This is a genomic window from Streptomyces sp. NPDC017991 (assembly GCF_044328075.1).
In the GTDB taxonomy this organism is placed as follows: Bacteria; Actinomycetota; Actinomycetes; order Streptomycetales; family Streptomycetaceae; genus Streptomyces.
In genome coordinates this window covers 485,628-504,098 of record NZ_JBIRGP010000007.1, presented here as the reverse complement: position 1 = coordinate 504,098, position 18,471 = coordinate 485,628, and the positions used below count along the sequence as shown (strand labels likewise).

Annotated in this window: 14 protein-coding genes; 12 read left to right on the top strand and 2 right to left on the bottom strand. The window is 71.4% G+C overall.

Annotated features, from left to right (window positions below):
• Positions 1 to 4 precede the first annotated feature (4 nt).
• Complete coding sequence (locus ACH4DZ_RS23290; RefSeq protein WP_398289194.1) at positions 5 to 1,147, top strand: glycosyltransferase family 4 protein; 1,143 nt, start codon at positions 5 to 7, stop codon at positions 1,145 to 1,147.
• 95 nt (positions 1,148 to 1,242) lie between these two features.
• Here ACH4DZ_RS23290 and ACH4DZ_RS23285 read toward each other — a convergent pair whose 3' ends face one another.
• Both ACH4DZ_RS23285 and ACH4DZ_RS23280 read right to left on the bottom strand, forming a co-directional pair.
• A complete protein-coding gene (locus ACH4DZ_RS23285; protein WP_398289193.1) occupies positions 1,243 to 2,934 on the bottom strand; it encodes a PucR family transcriptional regulator in 1,692 nt (563 codons plus the stop codon).
• Positions 2,935 to 2,996: 62 nt separating this feature from the next.
• Positions 2,997 to 4,799 (bottom strand): glycoside hydrolase family 15 protein, encoded by a 1,803-nt coding sequence (locus ACH4DZ_RS23280; protein ID WP_398289192.1) that lies wholly within the window; start codon positions 4,797 to 4,799, stop codon positions 2,997 to 2,999.
• Between the two features lie 493 nt (positions 4,800 to 5,292).
• On the opposite strand from ACH4DZ_RS23280, the gene ACH4DZ_RS23275 reads away from it, so the two are divergent.
• From ACH4DZ_RS23275 to ACH4DZ_RS23225, 11 genes are all read left to right on the top strand, one after another.
• On the top strand, positions 5,293 to 6,960 hold the full coding sequence (locus ACH4DZ_RS23275) for a CTP synthase (protein WP_398289236.1): 1,668 nt from the start codon (positions 5,293 to 5,295) through the stop codon (positions 6,958 to 6,960).
• A 115-nt stretch (positions 6,961 to 7,075) separates the two neighbouring features.
• Entirely contained in the window at positions 7,076 to 7,702 is a 627-nt protein-coding gene (locus tag ACH4DZ_RS23270; RefSeq protein WP_398289191.1) for an NUDIX domain-containing protein, read from the top strand.
• A gap of 171 nt (positions 7,703 to 7,873) precedes the next feature.
• Complete coding sequence (locus ACH4DZ_RS23265) at positions 7,874 to 9,955, top strand: tetratricopeptide repeat protein (protein ID WP_398289190.1); 2,082 nt, start codon at positions 7,874 to 7,876, stop codon at positions 9,953 to 9,955.
• 166 nt (positions 9,956 to 10,121) lie between these two features.
• On the top strand, positions 10,122 to 11,246 hold the full coding sequence (gene ald, locus ACH4DZ_RS23260; RefSeq protein WP_398289189.1) for an alanine dehydrogenase: 1,125 nt from the start codon (positions 10,122 to 10,124) through the stop codon (positions 11,244 to 11,246).
• Between the two features lie 422 nt (positions 11,247 to 11,668).
• On the top strand, positions 11,669 to 12,796 hold the full coding sequence (locus ACH4DZ_RS23255) for a ParA family protein (protein ID WP_079053143.1): 1,128 nt from the start codon (positions 11,669 to 11,671) through the stop codon (positions 12,794 to 12,796).
• Positions 12,781 to 13,356 (top strand): hypothetical protein, encoded by a 576-nt coding sequence (locus tag ACH4DZ_RS23250; RefSeq protein ID WP_398289188.1) that lies wholly within the window; start codon positions 12,781 to 12,783, stop codon positions 13,354 to 13,356. The genes ACH4DZ_RS23255 and ACH4DZ_RS23250 overlap by 16 nt, the downstream gene beginning before the upstream one ends.
• 18 nt (positions 13,357 to 13,374) lie before the next feature.
• Positions 13,375 to 14,379, top strand: a complete 1,005-nt coding sequence (locus ACH4DZ_RS23245) for a segregation and condensation protein A (protein WP_398289187.1) — start codon at positions 13,375 to 13,377, stop codon at positions 14,377 to 14,379.
• A gap of 4 nt (positions 14,380 to 14,383) precedes the next feature.
• Positions 14,384 to 15,040, top strand: coding sequence for an SMC-Scp complex subunit ScpB (gene scpB / locus ACH4DZ_RS23240; RefSeq protein ID WP_398289186.1), 657 nt, complete (start codon positions 14,384 to 14,386; stop codon positions 15,038 to 15,040).
• On the top strand, positions 15,040 to 16,305 hold the full coding sequence (locus tag ACH4DZ_RS23235) for a pseudouridine synthase (protein ID WP_398289185.1): 1,266 nt from the start codon (positions 15,040 to 15,042) through the stop codon (positions 16,303 to 16,305). Before scpB ends, ACH4DZ_RS23235 begins: the two co-directional genes overlap by 1 nt.
• Before the next feature lie 233 nt (positions 16,306 to 16,538).
• Positions 16,539 to 17,273: an NUDIX hydrolase gene (locus tag ACH4DZ_RS23230; protein WP_398289184.1), complete on the top strand. Its 735-nt coding sequence runs from the start codon at positions 16,539 to 16,541 to the stop codon at positions 17,271 to 17,273.
• Between the two features lie 73 nt (positions 17,274 to 17,346).
• Positions 17,347 to 18,366 carry an ADP-ribosylglycohydrolase family protein gene (locus ACH4DZ_RS23225; protein WP_398289183.1) on the top strand — a complete coding sequence of 340 codons (1,020 nt, stop codon included), beginning with the start codon at positions 17,347 to 17,349 and terminating at the stop codon, positions 18,364 to 18,366.
• Positions 18,367 to 18,471: the final 105 nt, after the last annotated feature.

Below are 18,471 nucleotides of genomic sequence, written 5' to 3'. Positions count from 1 at the left end.
CCACGTGAGCCACGTGAGCAGCCACTCACCGCACGGACAGTCGCCGCTGCGCACCGTCCAGGTGCTCGGCGGCGGCAGCGCGGGCAGCTGCGCCCATGTGCGGTCACTGACCTCGGGACTCGTCGCACGGGGCGTGCGGGTGACCGTGTGCGCCCCGACCGAGGCGGATCACGCGTACGACTTCACCGGTGTCGGTGCCGAGCACGTCCATGTGCCCAGGCGCAACGACCCGGCCTCCGTGGCCGCGCTGCGGGCCGTCTGCGGGGACGCCGACCTGGTCCACGCGCACGGGCTGCACGCCGCGCTGCGGGCCGCGCTCGTACTCAGCGGACGGCGCGTCCCGCTCGTCGTCACCTGGCACACCCGCCCGTACGCCGAGGGCGCGCGGGCTCATCTGCTGCGCGCCCTGGAGCGACGGGTGGCGAAGGCCGCGTCGGTGGTCCTCGGATCCTCGTCCGACCTGGTGGACCGCGCCCGCAGCAGGGGCGCCCGGGACGCGCGGCTCGCCGCCGTGGCGCTGCCGGCCAGGCGCCGGGGCGGTGACGCCGCGCGTGAGGGGGCCGACGGGCTGCGGCCCAAGGCGCGCGCGGAACTCGGCACGACCGACCGGCCGTTGCTGATGGCCGTCGGTTCCCTCGACCGGCACCGGGGGTACGACACGCTGCTGGACGCCACGCGCGCGTGGCGACGGCTCGACCCGGTGCCGCTGCTCGTGATCGCCGGCGAGGGGCCCCTGCGCGGCGCACTCCAGCGGCGCATCGAGAACGAAGGGCTCCCCGTACGTCTCATCGGCCGACGGGACGACATCGGGGAGTTGCTCGCCGCCGCCGACCTCGCCCTGCTGCCCGGCTGTCCGGAGTCGCGCTCCCTGTTCGCCCAGGAGGCCCTGCACGCGCGCGTGCCTCTGGTCGCGGCCGTCACCGGAGGGGTGCCCGAACTCGTGGGCGACGCGGCCGAACTCGTCCCGCACGGCGACCCGCAGGCGCTCGCGGAGGCCGTGACCGCCCTGCTGGCCGACCCCGACCGCTGCGAGCGGCTGAAGGACAGGGGCACGCTCCAGGCGGCCACCTGGCCGACCGAGGACGAGACGGTGGCGCAGGTCCTCAGCGTGTACGACGAGCTGACCCGGCCCCTGCCGCTGCCGTAGCACCTTCTCCTTCTCCGGAACCCGGGCCGAGCGGCTGTCCGGGCCGAGCGGCTGTCCGGGCCGAGCGGCTGTCCGGGCCGAGCGGCTGTCCCGGCTCAAGGGACGAGTCTGCGGGCCCGCAGCGCCAGACTCAGGACCAGCACCGTCTGCGGGTCGTCGAGGTCCGTCCCGAGCAACTCCCCGATCCGCGCGAGCCGGTTGTAGAGCGTCTGCCGGTTGAGGTGCAGTTCGCGCGCGGTCTCCGCCTTGCGGCCCGCGTGCGCGAGATACGTCTCCAGGGTGGGCAGCAGCGGCGGCTTCGAGCGGTGGTCGTGGTCGCGCAGGGGGCCGATCGCGCGGTCCACGAAGGCCGCCAGGTCCTGATGGTCCCGCAGCCGCCACAGCAGCAGGTCGATGTCCAGGCGCCGGGCGTCGTACCAGGGCCGGTCGGGCAGCCCCTGGGCGGCCGTGGCCGTCTCGGCCGCGTGCCGCAGACCCGCCGACGCGGCAGCCCAGCCGCCCGCCACGCCGACCACCACGACCGGCGGCTGTGCTCCGGGGCGCTGTGTCCCCGCCCGCTCCACGCCCGCCCGCAGGGCCGCGGCGACCCGGTCGGCGACCGCCGGCCGCTCGGACCCCGCGCGCAGCCCCACCAGCAGTGGCACGCGGCCCTCCACGGGGCGTACGCCCAGCAGGACCGGTACGCCCACCGAGGCCAGCTCCTCGGCGACCGCCCGTGCCAGCACGGCCCAGCCGCCGCCGGGGGACAGCCCGTCGGCGAGGCGCATGACGACCGGCAGCAACGGGCTCGCGCCGGGCTTGAATCCGAGCACCCGGGCCTGCGCGGGCGCGTCCTCGGCCGCGATCCGGCCCTCGGCGAGGTCGGTGAGGAAGTCGCCGCGTCCGCGGGCCGCCAGCTCCTCCTCCTGACGGGCCTGCATCAGGACCACGGCGAGGACGCCCGCCGCCCGCTCCGTCGCGATCCGGTGCACGGGCGCGAGCGGGGTGTTCACGGGGAGGAGGACGAGCCGGGCCCGGACGGACCCGGGGCCGCCGCCCTGTCCGCCGCCGGGCACGTCCACGAGGACCGTACCGGCGGGCGGGCCGACGCTGTGCCGGCCTGCTCCGTGCTGATCGGCCCTGTGCTGATCGGCCCTGTGCTGGCCGCGCAGCCCCTCCCACACCTGGAGCGGGTCGGCGTTGGCGGGGCCGGTCCCGGCTGCGTACAGGAGCTGGCCGTCCGGGGTCTCCAGGAAGACCGGGTTGCCGGCGAAGTCGGCGAGGATGCCGAGGACCTGCGGGATGCCGCCACCGCCGAGCAGGGCCTCGGTGCAGCGCCGGTGGACCTCCTCGGCGCGCTGGAGCAGTGTGTAGTGGCCGTTGACGATCTCGGTGTGGATCTCCTCCGTGACCGTCACGAACGCGACCTCGCGGTGCAGCTGCACCAGGGGAAGACCGGCCGTGCGGGCCGTCTCCACGAGCGCGGCGGGCAGTCTCGTGAAGCGCGGCCCCAGCTCCACGACCAGGGCCGCGATGCCGCGCTCGGCCAGCGTACGGACGAACGCCCGCTGGTCGGCGGGGCGGGTGCCGAGCCCGTAACCGGTGGTCAGGAGCAGTTCGCCGCCCTTGAGGAGCGAGGCGATGTTCGGTACCTCGCCCGCGTGCACCCAGCGCACGGTGCGGCCCAGCCGGTCGGCGCCCGCCAGGATCTCCGGCAGGCCACCGCGCAGTCCGGGCAGCTCCAGGGCCCGCCGCACGGTGATCCCGCCACTGCGCTGCGTGTCCGGCGTGTCGTCGCGGCTGTCCATGACCGGACGCTACCCCGTCCGCCACCTGCCGTGACGTGCCGGACGGGGCTCACCGGGACCTTTCAGCCGCCGTACGCCCCGGAGGCCGTAAGGCGCAGGGCCGTGTCGATCAGCGGCACATGGCTGAACGCCTGCGGGAAGTTGCCCACCTGGCGCTGCAGGACCGGGTCCCACTCCTCCGCGAGGAGACCCAGGTCGTTGCGCAGGGCCAGCAGCTTCTCGAAGAGCTTGCGGGCCTCGTCCACCCGGCCGATCATCGCGAGGTCGTCCGCCATCCAGAACGAGCAGGCCAGGAACGCGCCCTCGTCGCCCTCCAGGCCGTCCACGCCCGCGTCGTCACCGGAGGTGGGGTAGCGCAGGATGAAGCCGTCCGAGGTGGACAGCTCGCGCTGGATGGCCTCGATCGTGCCGATCACGCGCTTGTCGTCCGGGGGCAGGAAGCCCATCTGCGGGATCAGCAGCAGGGAGGCGTCCAGCTCCTTGGAGCCGTACGACTGCGTGAACGTGTTGCGTTCCTTGTCGTAGCCCTTCTCGCACACGTCCCGGTGGATGTCGTCGCGCAGCTCACGCCACTTCTCCAGCGGGCCGTCCGCGTCCCCGGACTCGATCAGCTTGATCGTGCGGTCGACGGCGACCCACGCCATCACCTTCGAGTGGACGAAGTGGCGGCGCGGCCCGCGGACCTCCCAGATGCCCTCGTCGGGCTCGTCCCAGTGGTCCTCCAGGTAGCGGATCAGCTTGAGCTGGAGGAGCGAGGCGTAGTCGTTGCGGGCCAGACCCGTCATATGGGCCAGGTGCAGCGCCTCGGTCACCTCGCCGTACACGTCGAGCTGGAGCTGGTTCGCGGCGCCGTTCCCGACGCGCACGGGACCGGAGTTCTCGTACCCCGGCAGCCAGTCCAGCTCCGCCTCGCCCAGTTCCCGCTCGCCCGCGATGCCGTACATGATCTGCAGGTTCTCGGGGTCCCCGGCGACCGCCCGCAGCAGCCATTCACGCCAGGCGCGCGCCTCCTCGCGGTAGCCGGTGCGCAGCAGCGAGGACAGGGTGATCGCCGCGTCGCGCAGCCACGTGTAGCGGTAGTCCCAGTTGCGGACCCCGCCGATCTCCTCCGGGAGGGAGGTCGTGGGGGCGGCCACGATGCCGCCCGTCGGCCCGTACGTCAGCGCCTTCAGCGTGATCAGCGAGCGGACCACGGCCTCGCGGTAGGGCCCGTGGTACGTGCACTGGGCCACCCAGTCGCGCCAGAACTCCTCGGTCGCCTCCAGGGCCTGCTCCGGCTCGGGCAGCGCGGGCGGCGGTTTGTGCGAGGGCTCCCAGGAGATGGTGAACGCGATCCGCTCACCCGGTGCGACCGTGAAGTCCGAGTACGTCGTGAGTGCCTTGCCGTAGGTCTCGCACTCCGTGTCGTACCAGACGGAGTCGGGCCCCGCGACGGCCACCGTCCGTCCCTCGTGCTTGTGCACCCACGGCACCACGCGCCCGTACGAGAAACGCATCCGCAGGGCGGAGCGCATCGGGACGCGGCCCGTCACGCCCTCGACGATCCGGATGAGCTGCGGGGCGCCGTCACGCGGGGGCATGAAATCGGTCACCCGGACCGTGCCGCGTGAGGTGTCCCACTCGGATTCGAGGATGAGCGAGTCGCCGCGGTAGTGGCGGCGGACCGCTCTCGGCGGTTCGGCGTCGGCGGCATGCGCGGGGCCCAGCCGCCAGAAGCCGTGCTCCTCCGTGCCGAGCAGTCCCGCGAAGACGGCGTGGGAGTCGAAGCGGGGGAGGCACAGCCAGTCCACCGTGCCGTCCCTGCAGACCAGCGCGGCCGTCTGCATGTCTCCGATAAGTGCGTAGTCTTCGATGCGCCCGGCCACGTGCAACTCCAGTCGAACGGCCACTTCGCCCCGAGGGGGCGGTGTTCTTGCGGTCAGAGGATCATTGGTAAAGCGTCGTTGCGGAACGTCAGTTGTCGCGTGTCACGCATGTCAATGGTTGCAGCGATTGTCTTCGCGAGGCGAACCGACGAGCTCTTGGCCCAGGAATACCGGCGGGGTGGTGCCGTTTGCCGGCCTGACTCGGCAGCGAGTGTCCGAGCAGGATACGACGCACGATGATGTTCCGCGCGCCCCTCCCGACAACCCGCCTGGTCCGAACGAGTGAGCACGGGTGTGGCGCGTGTCGGCCTGTGCGCGGAGCGTGGCCGGAAGCGACCTCCTCGCGTCGCTGATACCCTGGTAGCCCGTGGACCGGTGGACGCCCGAGCAGGAAAAGGGACCCCCGAACCGCAGCGACGGCACCTCCGGAAACCTCCGGGCCGGGCAGCCGTACCGCAACCGAAACCGCGACCACGGGAGCCCCCTCTTGGCCATGCCGCCCGCTGCTTTCCGAAGCAGCACAGCCACGACGACCAAGCACATCTTCGTCACCGGGGGTGTCGCCTCCTCCCTCGGCAAGGGTCTGACCGCCTCCAGCCTGGGCGCGCTGCTCAAGGCACGGGGTCTGCGGGTCACCATGCAGAAGCTCGACCCGTATCTGAACGTCGACCCCGGCACGATGAACCCGTTCCAGCACGGTGAGGTGTTCGTCACCAACGACGGCGCCGAGACGGACCTCGACATCGGTCACTACGAGCGTTTCCTCGACGTCGACCTGGACGGCTCCGCGAACGTCACGACGGGGCAGGTCTACTCCACGGTCATCGCCAAGGAGCGGCGCGGCGAGTACCTCGGTGACACCGTGCAGGTCATCCCGCACATCACGAACGAGATCAAGCACCGGATCCGCCGGATGGCCACCGACGACGTCGACGTCGTCATCACGGAGGTCGGCGGCACGGTCGGCGACATCGAGTCCCTGCCGTTCCTGGAGACGGTCCGTCAGGTCCGCCACGAGGTCGGCCGCGACAACGTGTTCGTGGTCCATATCTCGCTCCTCCCGTACATCGGCCCCTCCGGGGAGCTGAAGACGAAGCCGACCCAGCACTCGGTTGCGGCACTGCGCAACATCGGTATCCAGCCGGACGCGATCGTCCTGCGCGCCGACCGCGAGGTGCCCACCGCGATCAAGCGCAAGATCTCGCTGATGTGCGACGTCGACGAGGCGGCCGTCGTCGCCTGTCCCGACGCCCGGTCGATCTACGACATCCCGAAGGTCCTGCACACCGAGGGCCTGGACGCCTATGTCGTGCGCAAGCTGGACCTCCCCTTCCGTGACGTGGACTGGTCGACCTGGGGCGACCTGCTCGACCGCGTCCACAACCCGCTGCACGAGATCCACCTGGCGCTCGTGGGCAAGTACATCGACCTGCCCGACGCCTACCTCTCGGTCACCGAGGCGCTGCGCGCGGGCGGTTTCGCCAACAAGGCCCGGGTGAAGATCAAGTGGGTCGCCTCGGACGACTGCAAGACCCCGGCGGGCGCCGCCAAGCAGCTCGGTGACGTCGACGCGATCTGCATCCCCGGCGGCTTCGGCGACCGCGGTGTGGCCGGCAAGGTCGGCGCCATCCAGTACGCCCGCGAGAACAGGATCCCGCTGCTCGGTCTCTGCCTCGGCCTGCAGTGCATCGTGATCGAGGCCGCGCGCAATCTCGCCGGCATCGCGGACGCCAACTCCACCGAGTTCGACTCCGCCACCGGCCACCCGGTCATCTCCACCATGGCCGAGCAGCTGGACATCGTCGCGGGCGACGGCGACATGGGCGGCACGATGCGCCTGGGCATGTACCCCGCCAAGCTCGCCGAGGGCTCCATCGTGCGCGAGGTCTACGACGGCAAGGAGTACGTCGAGGAGCGGCACCGCCACCGCTACGAGGTGAACAACTCCTACCGCGCCGAGCTGGAGAAGAAGGCCGGGCTGCAGTTCTCCGGCACCTCCCCGGACGGCAAGCTGGTGGAGTTCCTGGAGTACCCGCGCGAGATCCACCCCTACCTGGTCGCGACCCAGGCGCACCCCGAGCTGCGCTCGCGTCCGACCCGGCCGCACCCGCTGTTCGCGGGCCTGGTCAAGGCCGCGGTGGAGCGCAAGACGGCCAAGTAGGCCGAGGGTTGTACGGTTGCCGGGGTGCGCGTCTTTTGGGGCGCGTGCCCCGGTTTCGCCGTGTGTACATCTCTGGTGCGGCACAGGTTTCGTGCGTGTGGGAGGGCAAGTCGACATGACCATCAAGGACACCGCCGAGGAGTGGGAGGTCAGGGCGACCGAGACCCCGTTCACCGGCAAGAAGACCTCCGTACGCACCGACGACGTGGTCATGCCCGACGGATCGGTCGCCCGGCGCGACTACCAGGTCCACCCCGGTTCGGTGGCCGTCCTCGCCCTCGACGACCAGGGGCGCGCCCTGGTCCTCCGCCAGTACCGGCACCCCGTGCGCCACAAGCTCTGGGAGATCCCGGCCGGCCTGCTCGACGTCCCGGGCGAGAACCCCCTGCACGCAGCGCAGCGCGAGCTGTACGAGGAGGCGCACGTCAAGGCCGAGGACTGGCGGGTCCTCACCGACGTGTACACCACGCCCGGCGGCTGCGACGAGGCCGTGCGGATCTTCCTGGCCCGGGATCTCTCCGAGGCCGAGGGGCAGCGTTTCGAGGTCGAGGACGAGGAGGCCGACATGGAGCTCTCCCGGGTCCCGGTCGACGAACTGGTACGCGGTGTCCTCGCCGGCGAGCTGCACAACAACTGCCTCGTCGTGGGCGTCCTCGCGCTGACCGCCGCCCTGGCCGGCGAGGGTCTGGAAGCGCTGCGCCCCGCCGAGGCCCCGTGGCCCGCACGCCCGTTCGAGGCGTGATCCACTCCGGGGCGCGCAATCGGCCCACCGATGTGACGATCGCCTGATCCGATCGGGGGATCCGCCCGCCGCGCTCCGCACGGATCGTCGCAGAGCGTGAACTAGGCTCTGAAAACGCCCCGTCCGGAGTCCCGGCGGGCTTGCGCGCGCAGTGGGACGGGAGTGTGGCCCGTGACGGATCAGGCGGTGGATTCCGGCGGCACGACGGTGTCGGAGAAGGGGCGGCGCCCGGCTGCCGCGTCCGCCCTCACGGGGGGTCAGTTCCTCGGCCGTACAAGAGAGTTGAAGGAACTCCGGGCCGACATCGACCGCGCCGGGCTCGACACCCTCGCCGGCCGCAAGGCGCCCCGCGCGCGCGTGCTGCTCATCGCCGGCAGGCCCGGCTCCGGCCGCACCGCGCTCGCCGAGGAGCTCGTACGGCACGTCGCGGACAGTTACCCGGACGGAGTCCTGCGAGCCCGGCTCACCGAGCCCGGCGGCATCCCCGTACCGACCGAACGAACCGCCCGTGACCTCCTCACCGCACTGGAACTGTCCGCTCCGGCCGGAGCGGACGAGGACGACCTCTCCGAGCGGCTGCGCGAGGCGCTCGCCACCCGCAGGACCGTGCTCCTGCTCGACGACGCGGCCGACGCGCAGCAGGTCGACGCGCTCCTCCCGGAGACCCCCGACTGCCTCGTCGTCGCCGTCTCCGGCGGGCCCCTGACCGGGATCGCGGACGTCCGTCCCTGCACCCTCGGCGGCATGGACACCAAGTCCGCCCTCGAACTCCTGGACCGGTTCACCGGCTCCGTACGCATCACCGTGGACCCGCGCGCCGCCGAAGGGCTCGTGGAGATCTGCGCGGCCCAGCCCGCGGCGCTCGTCCTCGCCGGGGCCTGGCTCGCCCACCGGCCCAAGTCCGCCGTCGCCGATCTCGCCAAGCAACTGCACACCGACGGCGACGAGGGCCCGATCCTCGAACGGGTCTTCCGGCTCACCTACGCGGCCCTGCCCTCGACCGCCGCGCGGATACTGCGCCTCCTCTCGCTCGCCCCCGCCGGTCTCGTCGATCCGCAGACCGCGTCCGCGCTCGCCGGCTGCTCGGTCGGCGCCGCCCGCACCACCCTGGACGACTTCACGAAACTCGGTCTCGTGAGGGCCGTCGAGTCACCGCTGCCGCAGTACGAGGTGCCCGGCTGCCTGCTGCCGCTGCTGCGCTCGCTCACCGAGACCGAGGACCGCGCGGCCGAGCTCCAGCTGGCCCGCGCCCGCATGCTGGAGCGGACCGTTCGGCTCCTGGTGTCCTGCCGGGCGATCACCGAGACGGACAGCTCGCCGGCCCGCGAGAAGCTCGCCGGGATGCCCCGCGCGCTGCGCTTCCCCAACCCCCGCGCGGCCGCCGACTGGCTGCGCATCCGACAGCCCGCGCTGCTGGCCGCCGCCCGCCTCGCGGTCTCCGACGGCGAGCTGGACACCCTGGCCCGCCGCCTGATGGCCGCCCTGGTCAGAGCGCTGGTCGCCCATGTCGGTACGCAGGCCGCGGCGCCCGAGCTGTACGGCATCCACCGGCTCGTCCTGGACGTCGCCGAGCGCCGGGACCTGCCCCGCGAGAAGGCCGCGGCGCTGCTGAACCTCGCCGACCTGGACGCCCGCACGGGCCGTACGACGGACGCGCTGGCCCGCTACCGGGCCGCTCTGGACGCCGGACGCGAGGCGAACGACCCCTACGCGACCGGCCGCGCGATGGAATCCGTAGGCGCCGCCCACCAGGAGCTCGGCGACTACGACCGGGCCGCCGACTGGTACGGGCGCGCGCTCGCCCAGCGGCTCGCCCGCGACGAGCGCGTCGACGCGGCCAGACTGCACGGCCGGATCGCCACCGTGCACACCTACGCGGGTCGCTACGGCGAGGCGCTGCGCAACTGGCGCTCCGCGGTCACCGGGTACCGCAGAACCGGTGATGTGGCGGGCCAGGCAAGGGCGTTGAGCGAGATGGCACGGGTGCAGGAGTACGCGGGCCGGCCCGAGGAGTCCCTCGCCACCTGCCAGGAGGCGGTCGAGTGGGCGCGCCGAGCCGACGACGTCCGGCTGCAGGCCGCGCTGCAGCTGCGGCTGGCCGACACGCTCGACCGGCTGGGGGACCCCACGGCCGCCCGGCTGCACCGCACCACCGCCGAACGAATGCTGGGCGATGAGCTCCCGGAGAGCGCATCAACGAGGGAACAAGACCGCAACGCCTGCGAAATCCGTAGCGCAGCCGAAGAAGATTGATGCATTGAAAGGCTAGACAGAGAGAATCCCTTCATTAGACTGGCTCCGCCGCGTCTTTTCGTGGTGTTCCCCGGTGTGCTCCCGTGCATCCGGGTATGTCAGGCATCGTCATGTCTTGCGCTGCCTGGCCCAGATCCCCGCTGCATCCCTCCTGAGCCAAGGAACCGTGATCGACGTGAAGGTCGGCATCCCCCGCGAGGTCAAGAACAACGAGTTCCGGGTGGCCATCACCCCCGCCGGTGTGCACGAGCTGGTGCGCCACGGCCACCAGGTCCTGATCGAGCGGCACGCCGGTGTCGGCTCCTCGATCACGGACGACGAGTTCGTCGCCGCCGGCGCGCGGATCGTCGCCACCGCGGACGAGGTCTGGACCGCCGCCGACCTGCTGCTGAAGGTCAAGGAGCCCATCGCCGAGGAGTACCACCGCCTCCGCAAGGACCAGACGCTCTTCACCTACCTGCACCTGGCCGCGTCCAAGGAGTGCACGGACGCGCTCCTGGAGTCCGGCACCACGGCGATCGCATACGAAACGGTCGAGCTGCCCAGCCGCGCGCTGCCGCTGCTCGCCCCGATGTCCGAGGTCGCGGGCCGCCTCGCCCCGCAGGTCGGTGCCTACCACCTGATGCGTGCCAACGGCGGCCGCGGCGTCCTGCCCGGCGGTGTCCCGGGCGTGCTGGCCGCCCGCGCCGTGGTCATCGGCGGCGGGGTCTCCGGCTGGAACGCCGCGCAGATCGCCATCGGCATGGGCTTCCACGTGACCCTGCTCGACCGCGACATCAACAAGCTCAAGGAAGCCGACAAAGTCTTCGGCACGAAGATCCAGACGGTCGTCTCGAACGCCTTCGAGCTGGAGAAGGCCTGCCTTGAGGCGGACCTCGTCATCGGGGCCGTGCTCATCCCCGGCGCGAAGGCCCCGAAGCTGGTCACCAACGAGCTCGTGTCCCGAATGAAGCCCGGAAGTGTCCTTGTCGACATCGCCATCGACCAGGGTGGCTGCTTCGAGGACTCGCGTCCGACCACCCACGCGGAGCCGACCTTCCCGGTCCACAACTCGGTCTTCTACTGCGTCGCCAACATGCCGGGCGCGGTGCCCAACACCTCGACGTACGCGCTCACCAACGCCACGCTCCCGTACATCGTGGAACTCGCGAACCGCGGCTGGGTCGAGGCGCTGCGCCGTGATCCCGCGCTCGCCCGGGGTCTCAACACGCATGACGGCAGCGTCGTTTACCGTGAGGTCGCGGAGGCCCACGGCCTGGAGCACGCCGAGTTGGAGAGTCTGCTCGGCTGAGGTTTCCGCCGGGTTCGTCCCGCTTCGGCGCAGGCTTCCCCGCCGACAAAAGGCGATACGTCAACACGACTCGTCAACATCGCACGTACGGCCGGACCTTGTTCCACAGGGCCCGGCCGGATGTGTGTCGGGTCACTTCGCGAGACTCGTTCAACTCGCCTCGAACGTAACCCTTGAACCGTTTCGCACACCCCTGGAACCTGCCGTGCGACGCCCTTACGCCCTTGACAGAGGGATGTTCCGTTGCCGACACATCGGGCCGGGTCCGGCGGATTGTGTTGCTGCGGAGCGGTGACACGCCATAGAGTCGCCAATCGTCGGCATGGTGCCACGCTGACCTATCGAGAAGTTTCCTGGTCACCAAGGAGGTAAGACGACTTGTGAATGAGTCGACATTTACTCCCGGGGGTGGTCAACCAGGAATGCCTGCGCAGGGCTCAAGGCCAACGGGGCTCGAAGCTGTCGGCTCCGTCGCTGTGCGCACCTTCGCAGCCCACCAGAGTCCGAAGATGACTCAGACAGCACACCAGAGCATGGATGGCCATCACGTGAACGCCATGGCCGGCAACGGAAGTGGCGAGAACCGCACCCACTTCGCCGACTACGACGACCTGCCCGAGGGGCATTTCTACGACCCCGACGCCGAGTACGAGCCCGATCCGGAGTACGCGGCCACGCTCGCGCCCGACGCGGCGCGCCAGCGGCGCGAGCGCATCGGCCCGACCGGGCGCCCGCTGCCGTACTTCCCGATCCCGGGCCCGCTGACCGACCACGGCCCCGCGAAGATCATCGCGATGTGCAACCAGAAGGGCGGCGTGGGCAAGACGACGTCGACCATCAACCTGGGTGCCGCCCTCGCGGAGTACGGACGCCGGGTCCTGCTCGTCGACTTCGACCCGCAGGGCGCCCTGTCCGTGGGCCTCGGAGTCAACCCGATGGAGCTCGACCTCACGGTCTACAACCTGCTCATGGAGCGGGGTATGGCGGCCGACGAGGTGCTCCTGAAGACGGCGGTTCCGAACATGGACCTGCTGCCCAGCAACATCGACCTGTCCGCCGCCGAGGTTCAGCTGGTGAGCGAGGTCGCCCGCGAGTCCACGCTGCAGCGCGCCCTGAAGCCGCTGATGGCCGACTACGACTACATCGTGATCGACTGTCAGCCCTCGCTGGGCCTGCTCACCGTGAACGCGCTGACGGCCGCTCACAAGGTGATAGTGCCACTGGAGTGCGAGTTCTTCGCGTTGCGCGGGGTCGCGCTGCTCACCGAGACCATCGAGAAGGTCCAGGAGCGGCTCAACCCCGAGCTGGAGCTCGACGGCATCCTCGCCACGATGTACGACTCGCGGACCGTGCACAGCCGTGAGGTGCTCGCGCGCGTGGTCGAGGCGTTCGACGATCACGTCTACCACACGGTGATCGGCCGGACCGTCCGCTTCCCGGAGACCACGGTCGCCGGCGAGCCGATCACGACGTACGCCTCCAACTCCGTCGGCGCCGCCGCCTACCGTCAGCTCGCCAGGGAGGTGCTCGCCCGGTGTCACGCCGAGTGAGTCTGCCGGGGGCCGACGAACTGTTCCGTACGACCGGGGGGATGGCGCTTCAGTCCTCCAGCCCGCGGCGTCCGGCCAACGGCGAGGCGCGGGTGCCCGCTCCGGCGGGCGAGAGCGACGCCGCGGCCGGGGAGGACGGGCCGCAGTCGGTGCCCGTGCGGGGTGGTGACGGCGAGGGCGACGAACATGTCGCGGCGGGCGCCGACTCCGCGGACGGGGAGTCCCGGAGCCGGGGCGCCGTCACGGCGGACCGTTCCGGGCGGCGCCCGGGGCCGCAGGAAGGTTCTGCCGGGGCCCAGCCGCAGTCCCAGTCCCGCAAGCGCGGGCGGGGCTCCGGACGGCGTCCCAGCGGGCGCGAGCGGCACGACGAGAAGATCACGGTGTACGTGTCCGCCGAGGAGCTCATGGACCTCGAACACGCCCGGCTGGTGCTCCGCGGGGAGCACGGACTCGCGGTCGACCGCGGGCGGATCGTGCGGGAGGCTGTCGCCGTGGTCCTCGCGGACCTGGAATCCCGTGGCGACGCGAGCATTCTCGTACGACGGTTGCGCGGGCGGTAGCGGTAGCCTGCGACGGCTATGACCTCGAACGACGGCCCTCCTCCCGCCGCCTCCGCCTCCGGTGGGCGGCGGCGCGCGCTGGGGCGGGGGCCCGGGGGCGCGCCCCCTGCCGAACCGCCCGCGGCGGAGAGCCCGGCCGCGGTCGAGGACGGTACTTCGGCCGCGGACCGTGGTGGGCACGACGCAGGCGAGGAAGAACCCGCGGACGGGGTCTTCAAGGTTCGGCTCGTGAACTTCGAAGGTCCGTTCGATCTGCTGCTTCAGTTGATCTCCAAGCACAAGATGGATGTCACCGAAGTGGCACTCTCCAGGGTCACCGACGAGTTCATGGCGCACATCCGGGCGATGGGGCCGGACTGGGACCTCGACCAGACCACCGAGTTCCTGGTCGTCGCGGCGACGCTGCTCGATCTGAAGGCCGCCCGGCTGCTGCCCTCCGCCGAGGTCGAGGACGAGGCCGACCTGGCGCTCCTTGAGGCCCGCGACCTGCTCTTCGCCCGGCTGCTGCAGTACCGCGCGTACAAACAGATCGCCGACATCTTCAACCGCCGCCTCGACGAGGAGGCGCGCCGCTACCCCCGTACCGTCGGGCTTGAGGCGCATCACGCCGAGCTGCTGCCCGAAGTGGTCATCAGCATCGGGGCGGAAGGATTCGCCGAGCTCGCCGTGAAGGCGATGCAGCCCCGGGCCAAGCCCCAGGTGTACGTCGACCACATCCACGCGCCGCTCGTGAGCGTGCAGGAGCAGGCCGCGATCGTGGTGGCGCGGCTGCGGGAGTTCGGCGAGGCCAGTTTCCGCTCGCTCGTCGAGGACGTCGACGACACCCTCACCGTCGTGGCGCGTTTCCTGGCCCTTCTGGAGCTCTATCGGGAGAAGGCCGTCTCCCTGGACCAGGAGGAGGCTCTGGGGGACCTGGTGGTGCGCTGGACGGGCGGGGAGGGGGGCGCCCAGCCGACGGTGACGGACGAGTTCGACCGGCCGCCGGATCCTGTCCCGGATCCGGTCAGGGAAAAGAAGGTGTGAAGGTGTGAGCGAGGACACCACCGGAGCCCCCGAGGGGGCTCGCGGCGTCGCGGATCTCGACCTCCGGCCCGCGCTGGAGGCCGTCCTCATGGTCGTGGACGAACCCGCCACCGAGGAGCACCTCGCCAAGATCCTGGAGCGGCCCAGGCGGCAGATCGCGGACGCGCTGCGCGCGCTGGCCGACGAGTACAGCCTCCAGAGACGCGGCTTCGAGCTGCGGATCGTCGCCGGCGGCTGGCGGTTCTACAGCCGCCCGGAGTACGCGGCGGCCGTCGAGCGCTTCGTCCTGGACGGGCAGCACGCCCGCCTCACCCAGGCCGCGCTGGAGACCCTCGCCGTGGTCGCGTACCGGCAGCCGGTCAGCCGATCGAGGATCTCGGCGGTCCGCGGAGTGAACTGTGACGGCGTGATGCGGACCCTCCTTCAGAGGGGTCTGGTCCAGGAGGCGGGCGCGGAACCCGAAACAGGTGCGATCCTGTACAGGACGACGAACTACTTCCTGGAGCGAATGGGCCTGCGCGGCCTGTACGAGCTCCCGGAGCTCGCGCCCTTCCTTCCGGAGGCGGACGCGATCGAAGCAGAGACGCTGGAAGGGGTCCCGTCGTTCGATCCGGATGCGCCGGACGCAGATGCAGACGACACGACGACGACGGAACTTTGATGCGAAGCAGTGGCAGTGGCAGCGGCAGGAACAGCGGCGGGCGCGGCAACCCCCGCGGGACCGGCGGGAGCGGCGGGAGCGGTGGCTCGCGTGGCTCCGGCGGTGGGGGCGGTAACCCCCGTGGGTCCGGCGGCGGGGGCGGTGGCTCCCGCGGAGCCGGCGGTGGTGGACCCCGCGGCTCCGGCAGCGGTGGCCCCCGTACCTCCGGCAGCGGATTCAGCTCCCGGGGGCCCGCCGGCGGCGGTTCCCAGCAGAACGGCGCGGGCGGGCCCGACGACAGGCCGAAGCGCCCCAGCAAGCCCCGCCCCGAGGAGCGCCGCTACGACGTAGGCCCCGGCGCCACCCACGAGGGTGCGAAGTCCGGGCGCGGCAGCTCCGCCCGCGGCGGTGCCAAGGGCGGCCCCAAGCAGGGCCAGCAGCGCACCGGCCGTACGGAGAACGCGCGCTCCCGCGAGCTGGAGACACGTACCGAGGAGCGCAACAGGGACCGGTACGCGGGCAAGCCCGATGCCAGGACGGTCAAGACCTTCCCGGGTTCCGAGCAGGAGGGCGAGCGCCTGCAGAAGGTGCTCGCGCGTGCGGGCTACGGTTCGCGTCGTTCCTGCGAGGAGCTGGTCGAGCAGTCCCGCGTCGAGGTCAACGGTGAGATCGTCGTTGAGCAGGGGATGCGTGTCGACCCGGAGAACGACGAGATCAGGGTCGATGGGCTCACCGTCGCCACGCAGTCGTATCAGTTCTTCGTGCTCAACAAGCCCGCCGGTGTCGTGTCCACCATGGAGGACAACGAGGGCCGTCAGTGCCTCGGCGACTACGTGACGAACCGCGAGACGCGGCTCTTCCACGTGGGACGGCTCGACACCGAGACCGAGGGCGTCATCCTGCTCACCAACCACGGTGAGCTGGCGCACCGCCTGACCCACCCCAAGTACGGCGTGAAGAAGGTCTACCTCGCGCACATCGTGGGCCCGGTCCCGCGCGACCTGGGCAAGCAGCTCAAGGACGGCATCCAGCTGGAGGACGGGTACGCGAAGGCGGACCACTTCAGGGTCGTCGAGCAGACCGGCAAGAACTACATGGTCGAGGTGACGCTGCACGAGGGCCGCAAGCACATCGTGCGGCGCATGCTCGCCGAGGCCGGTTTCCCGGTCGAGAAGCTCGTGCGCGTGTCCTTCGGGCCGATCGCCCTCGGCGACCAGAAGTCGGGCTGGCTGCGAAGGCTGTCCAACACCGAGGTCGGGATGCTGATGGCGGAGGTCGGCCTCTAGGCATCACGCCCTCTTCAGTACGGCATCGGCCGGTTCCGGGACTTTCCGGGACCGGCCGTTTCGCGTTCGGGGGCTTGTGGGTACGCGGTCCACGATTTATAGTCGTACTGACTATTAAGGAACGCCTTTGCCGGGCGCGGCCGGTGGAGCAGGGCCCACGGGGGTGGTCCCGGTCCACCGGCCGCGCCCGGCAAGGTGCGCCGACGGCCGTTGAGGCCACACGAGGAGGGGGCATGGAGGGCTACGACAAGCACGCCTTCGAGCCCTTCGCCGTCACCGTCGATCTCGCGGTGTTCACGGTCCGGGCGGGCGCGCTGCAGGTGCTGCTGATCGAGCGCGGACAGGAGCCGTACGCGGGGTGCCGGGCGCTGCCCGGGGGATTCGTGCTGCCCGAGGAGTCCGCGGAGACGGCCGCCCGGCGTGAACTCGCCGAGGAGACCGGTCTCTCGGACGTCTCCGGGCTCCACCTGGAGCAACTGCGTACGTACAGCGAGCCGGACCGCGATCCCCGGATGCGGGTGGTCTCCGTGGCGTACACCGCACTGCTGCCCGACCCTCCCGAGCCGCGCGGCGGAGGAGACGCGGCCAGTGCGCACTGGCTGCCGTACGACGGACTCGGGCCGCTCGCCTTCGATCACCACCGGATCCTCGCCGACGCCCGTGAACGGATCGGGGCGAAGCTGGAGTACACCTGCCTGGCCACCGCGTTCTGCCCGCCGGAGTTCACCCTCGGGGAGCTCCAGCAGGTCTACGAGACGGTGTGGGGGGCCGCGCTCGACCGTCCGAACTTCCGGCGCAAGGTCCTTGCCACGCCCGGCTTCGTCGAGCCGGTCCCGGGGGCGGCGCGGCTGACCGGGGGGCGGGGGAAGCCCGCCGCGCTGTACCGGGCGGGGGTCGCCACGGGGTTGCATCCGCCGCTGCTGCGAGCGGGGGCCGGATCGTCCCAGCCATCCCCGTCATCCCTGTAATCCCCGTCGTCCTCTTCGCTCTCGCCTTCGACCTCGCCGTCGACCTCGCCTTCGTCTTGAAAGGACCGTCCTCATGACCACGACCGTCAGGAAGCAGGCCGCCACCGGGGCGTTGGTGGGGCTCGCCCTCGGGGACGCGCTCGGCTACCCGACCGAGTTCAAGGACGTGCCGTCGATCCTTGCCGCGTACGGGCCCTGGCGGGAGCTGGAGCTGCCGGACCCCGCGTACATCACCGACGACACCCAGATGACGCTGGCGGTGGCGCGGGGGCTGCGTGCCGCGATGGACAGGGGGTTGCTCGGGCCCAAGCGGCTGGAGCGGCCCGTGCGCGAGGAGTTCGTGAACTGGTACCAGTCCCCCGAGAACAACCGTGCGCCCGGCCGTACCTGCCTCGTCGCCTGCGAGAAGTTGAAGCGCGAGGACCGGCTCTGGCAGGACGCCAGCCAGGTGGGATCGAAGGGCTGCGGTGCCAACATGCGGGTGGCGCCCCTCGGTCTCGCCCCGGGGCTCAGTGACGAACAGCGCGCGGGCGCCGCCCAGTTGCAGGCCGCCCTCACGCACGGCCACCCGACAGCGCTGGCCGCCTCCGACCTCACCGCGCACGCCATACGGCTGCTCGCGCGGGGCGCCGAACCGACCGGCCTGGTCGGGCAGCTTCGCTCGTACGCGTACGAGAACCGGACGCGCTATCACGAGCGTTGGCTCGGTGATCTGTGGACCCGTGCCCAGGATCCGACGCCCACGCACTTCATCGCGCGGGGCTGGGACGAGTGTCTGGAGGCTCTGGACCGGCTTCGGCAGGCCCTGCGGTCGCCGTCGCCCGAGACGGACCCGTGCCTGGCCACCGGCGCCGGGTGGATCGCCGAGGAGGCCCTCGCGACCGGCCTGCTGAGTTTTCTGCTCTTCGTGGACGAGCCGGTGACGGCCCTGCGCCGGGCCGCCTGCACCTCGGGGGACTCGGACTCGATCGCGTGTCTGGCAGGCGCCTTCGCGGGGGCGTACCTCGGTGCCGAGGCATGGCCCACGGAGTGGGCCGACCGGATCGAGCACCAGGGTGACCTGATGGCGCTGGGCGCGCTCTGGGACGCCTGACCTTCATGACCCGCCTGCCTTGCCCCTGTCCAGCCTGCTTGCCCGGTCGTTGAGCGGATCGGGCGGGCTGGGGATCAGGCGGACTGCGGATTGGGCGGGCTGCGG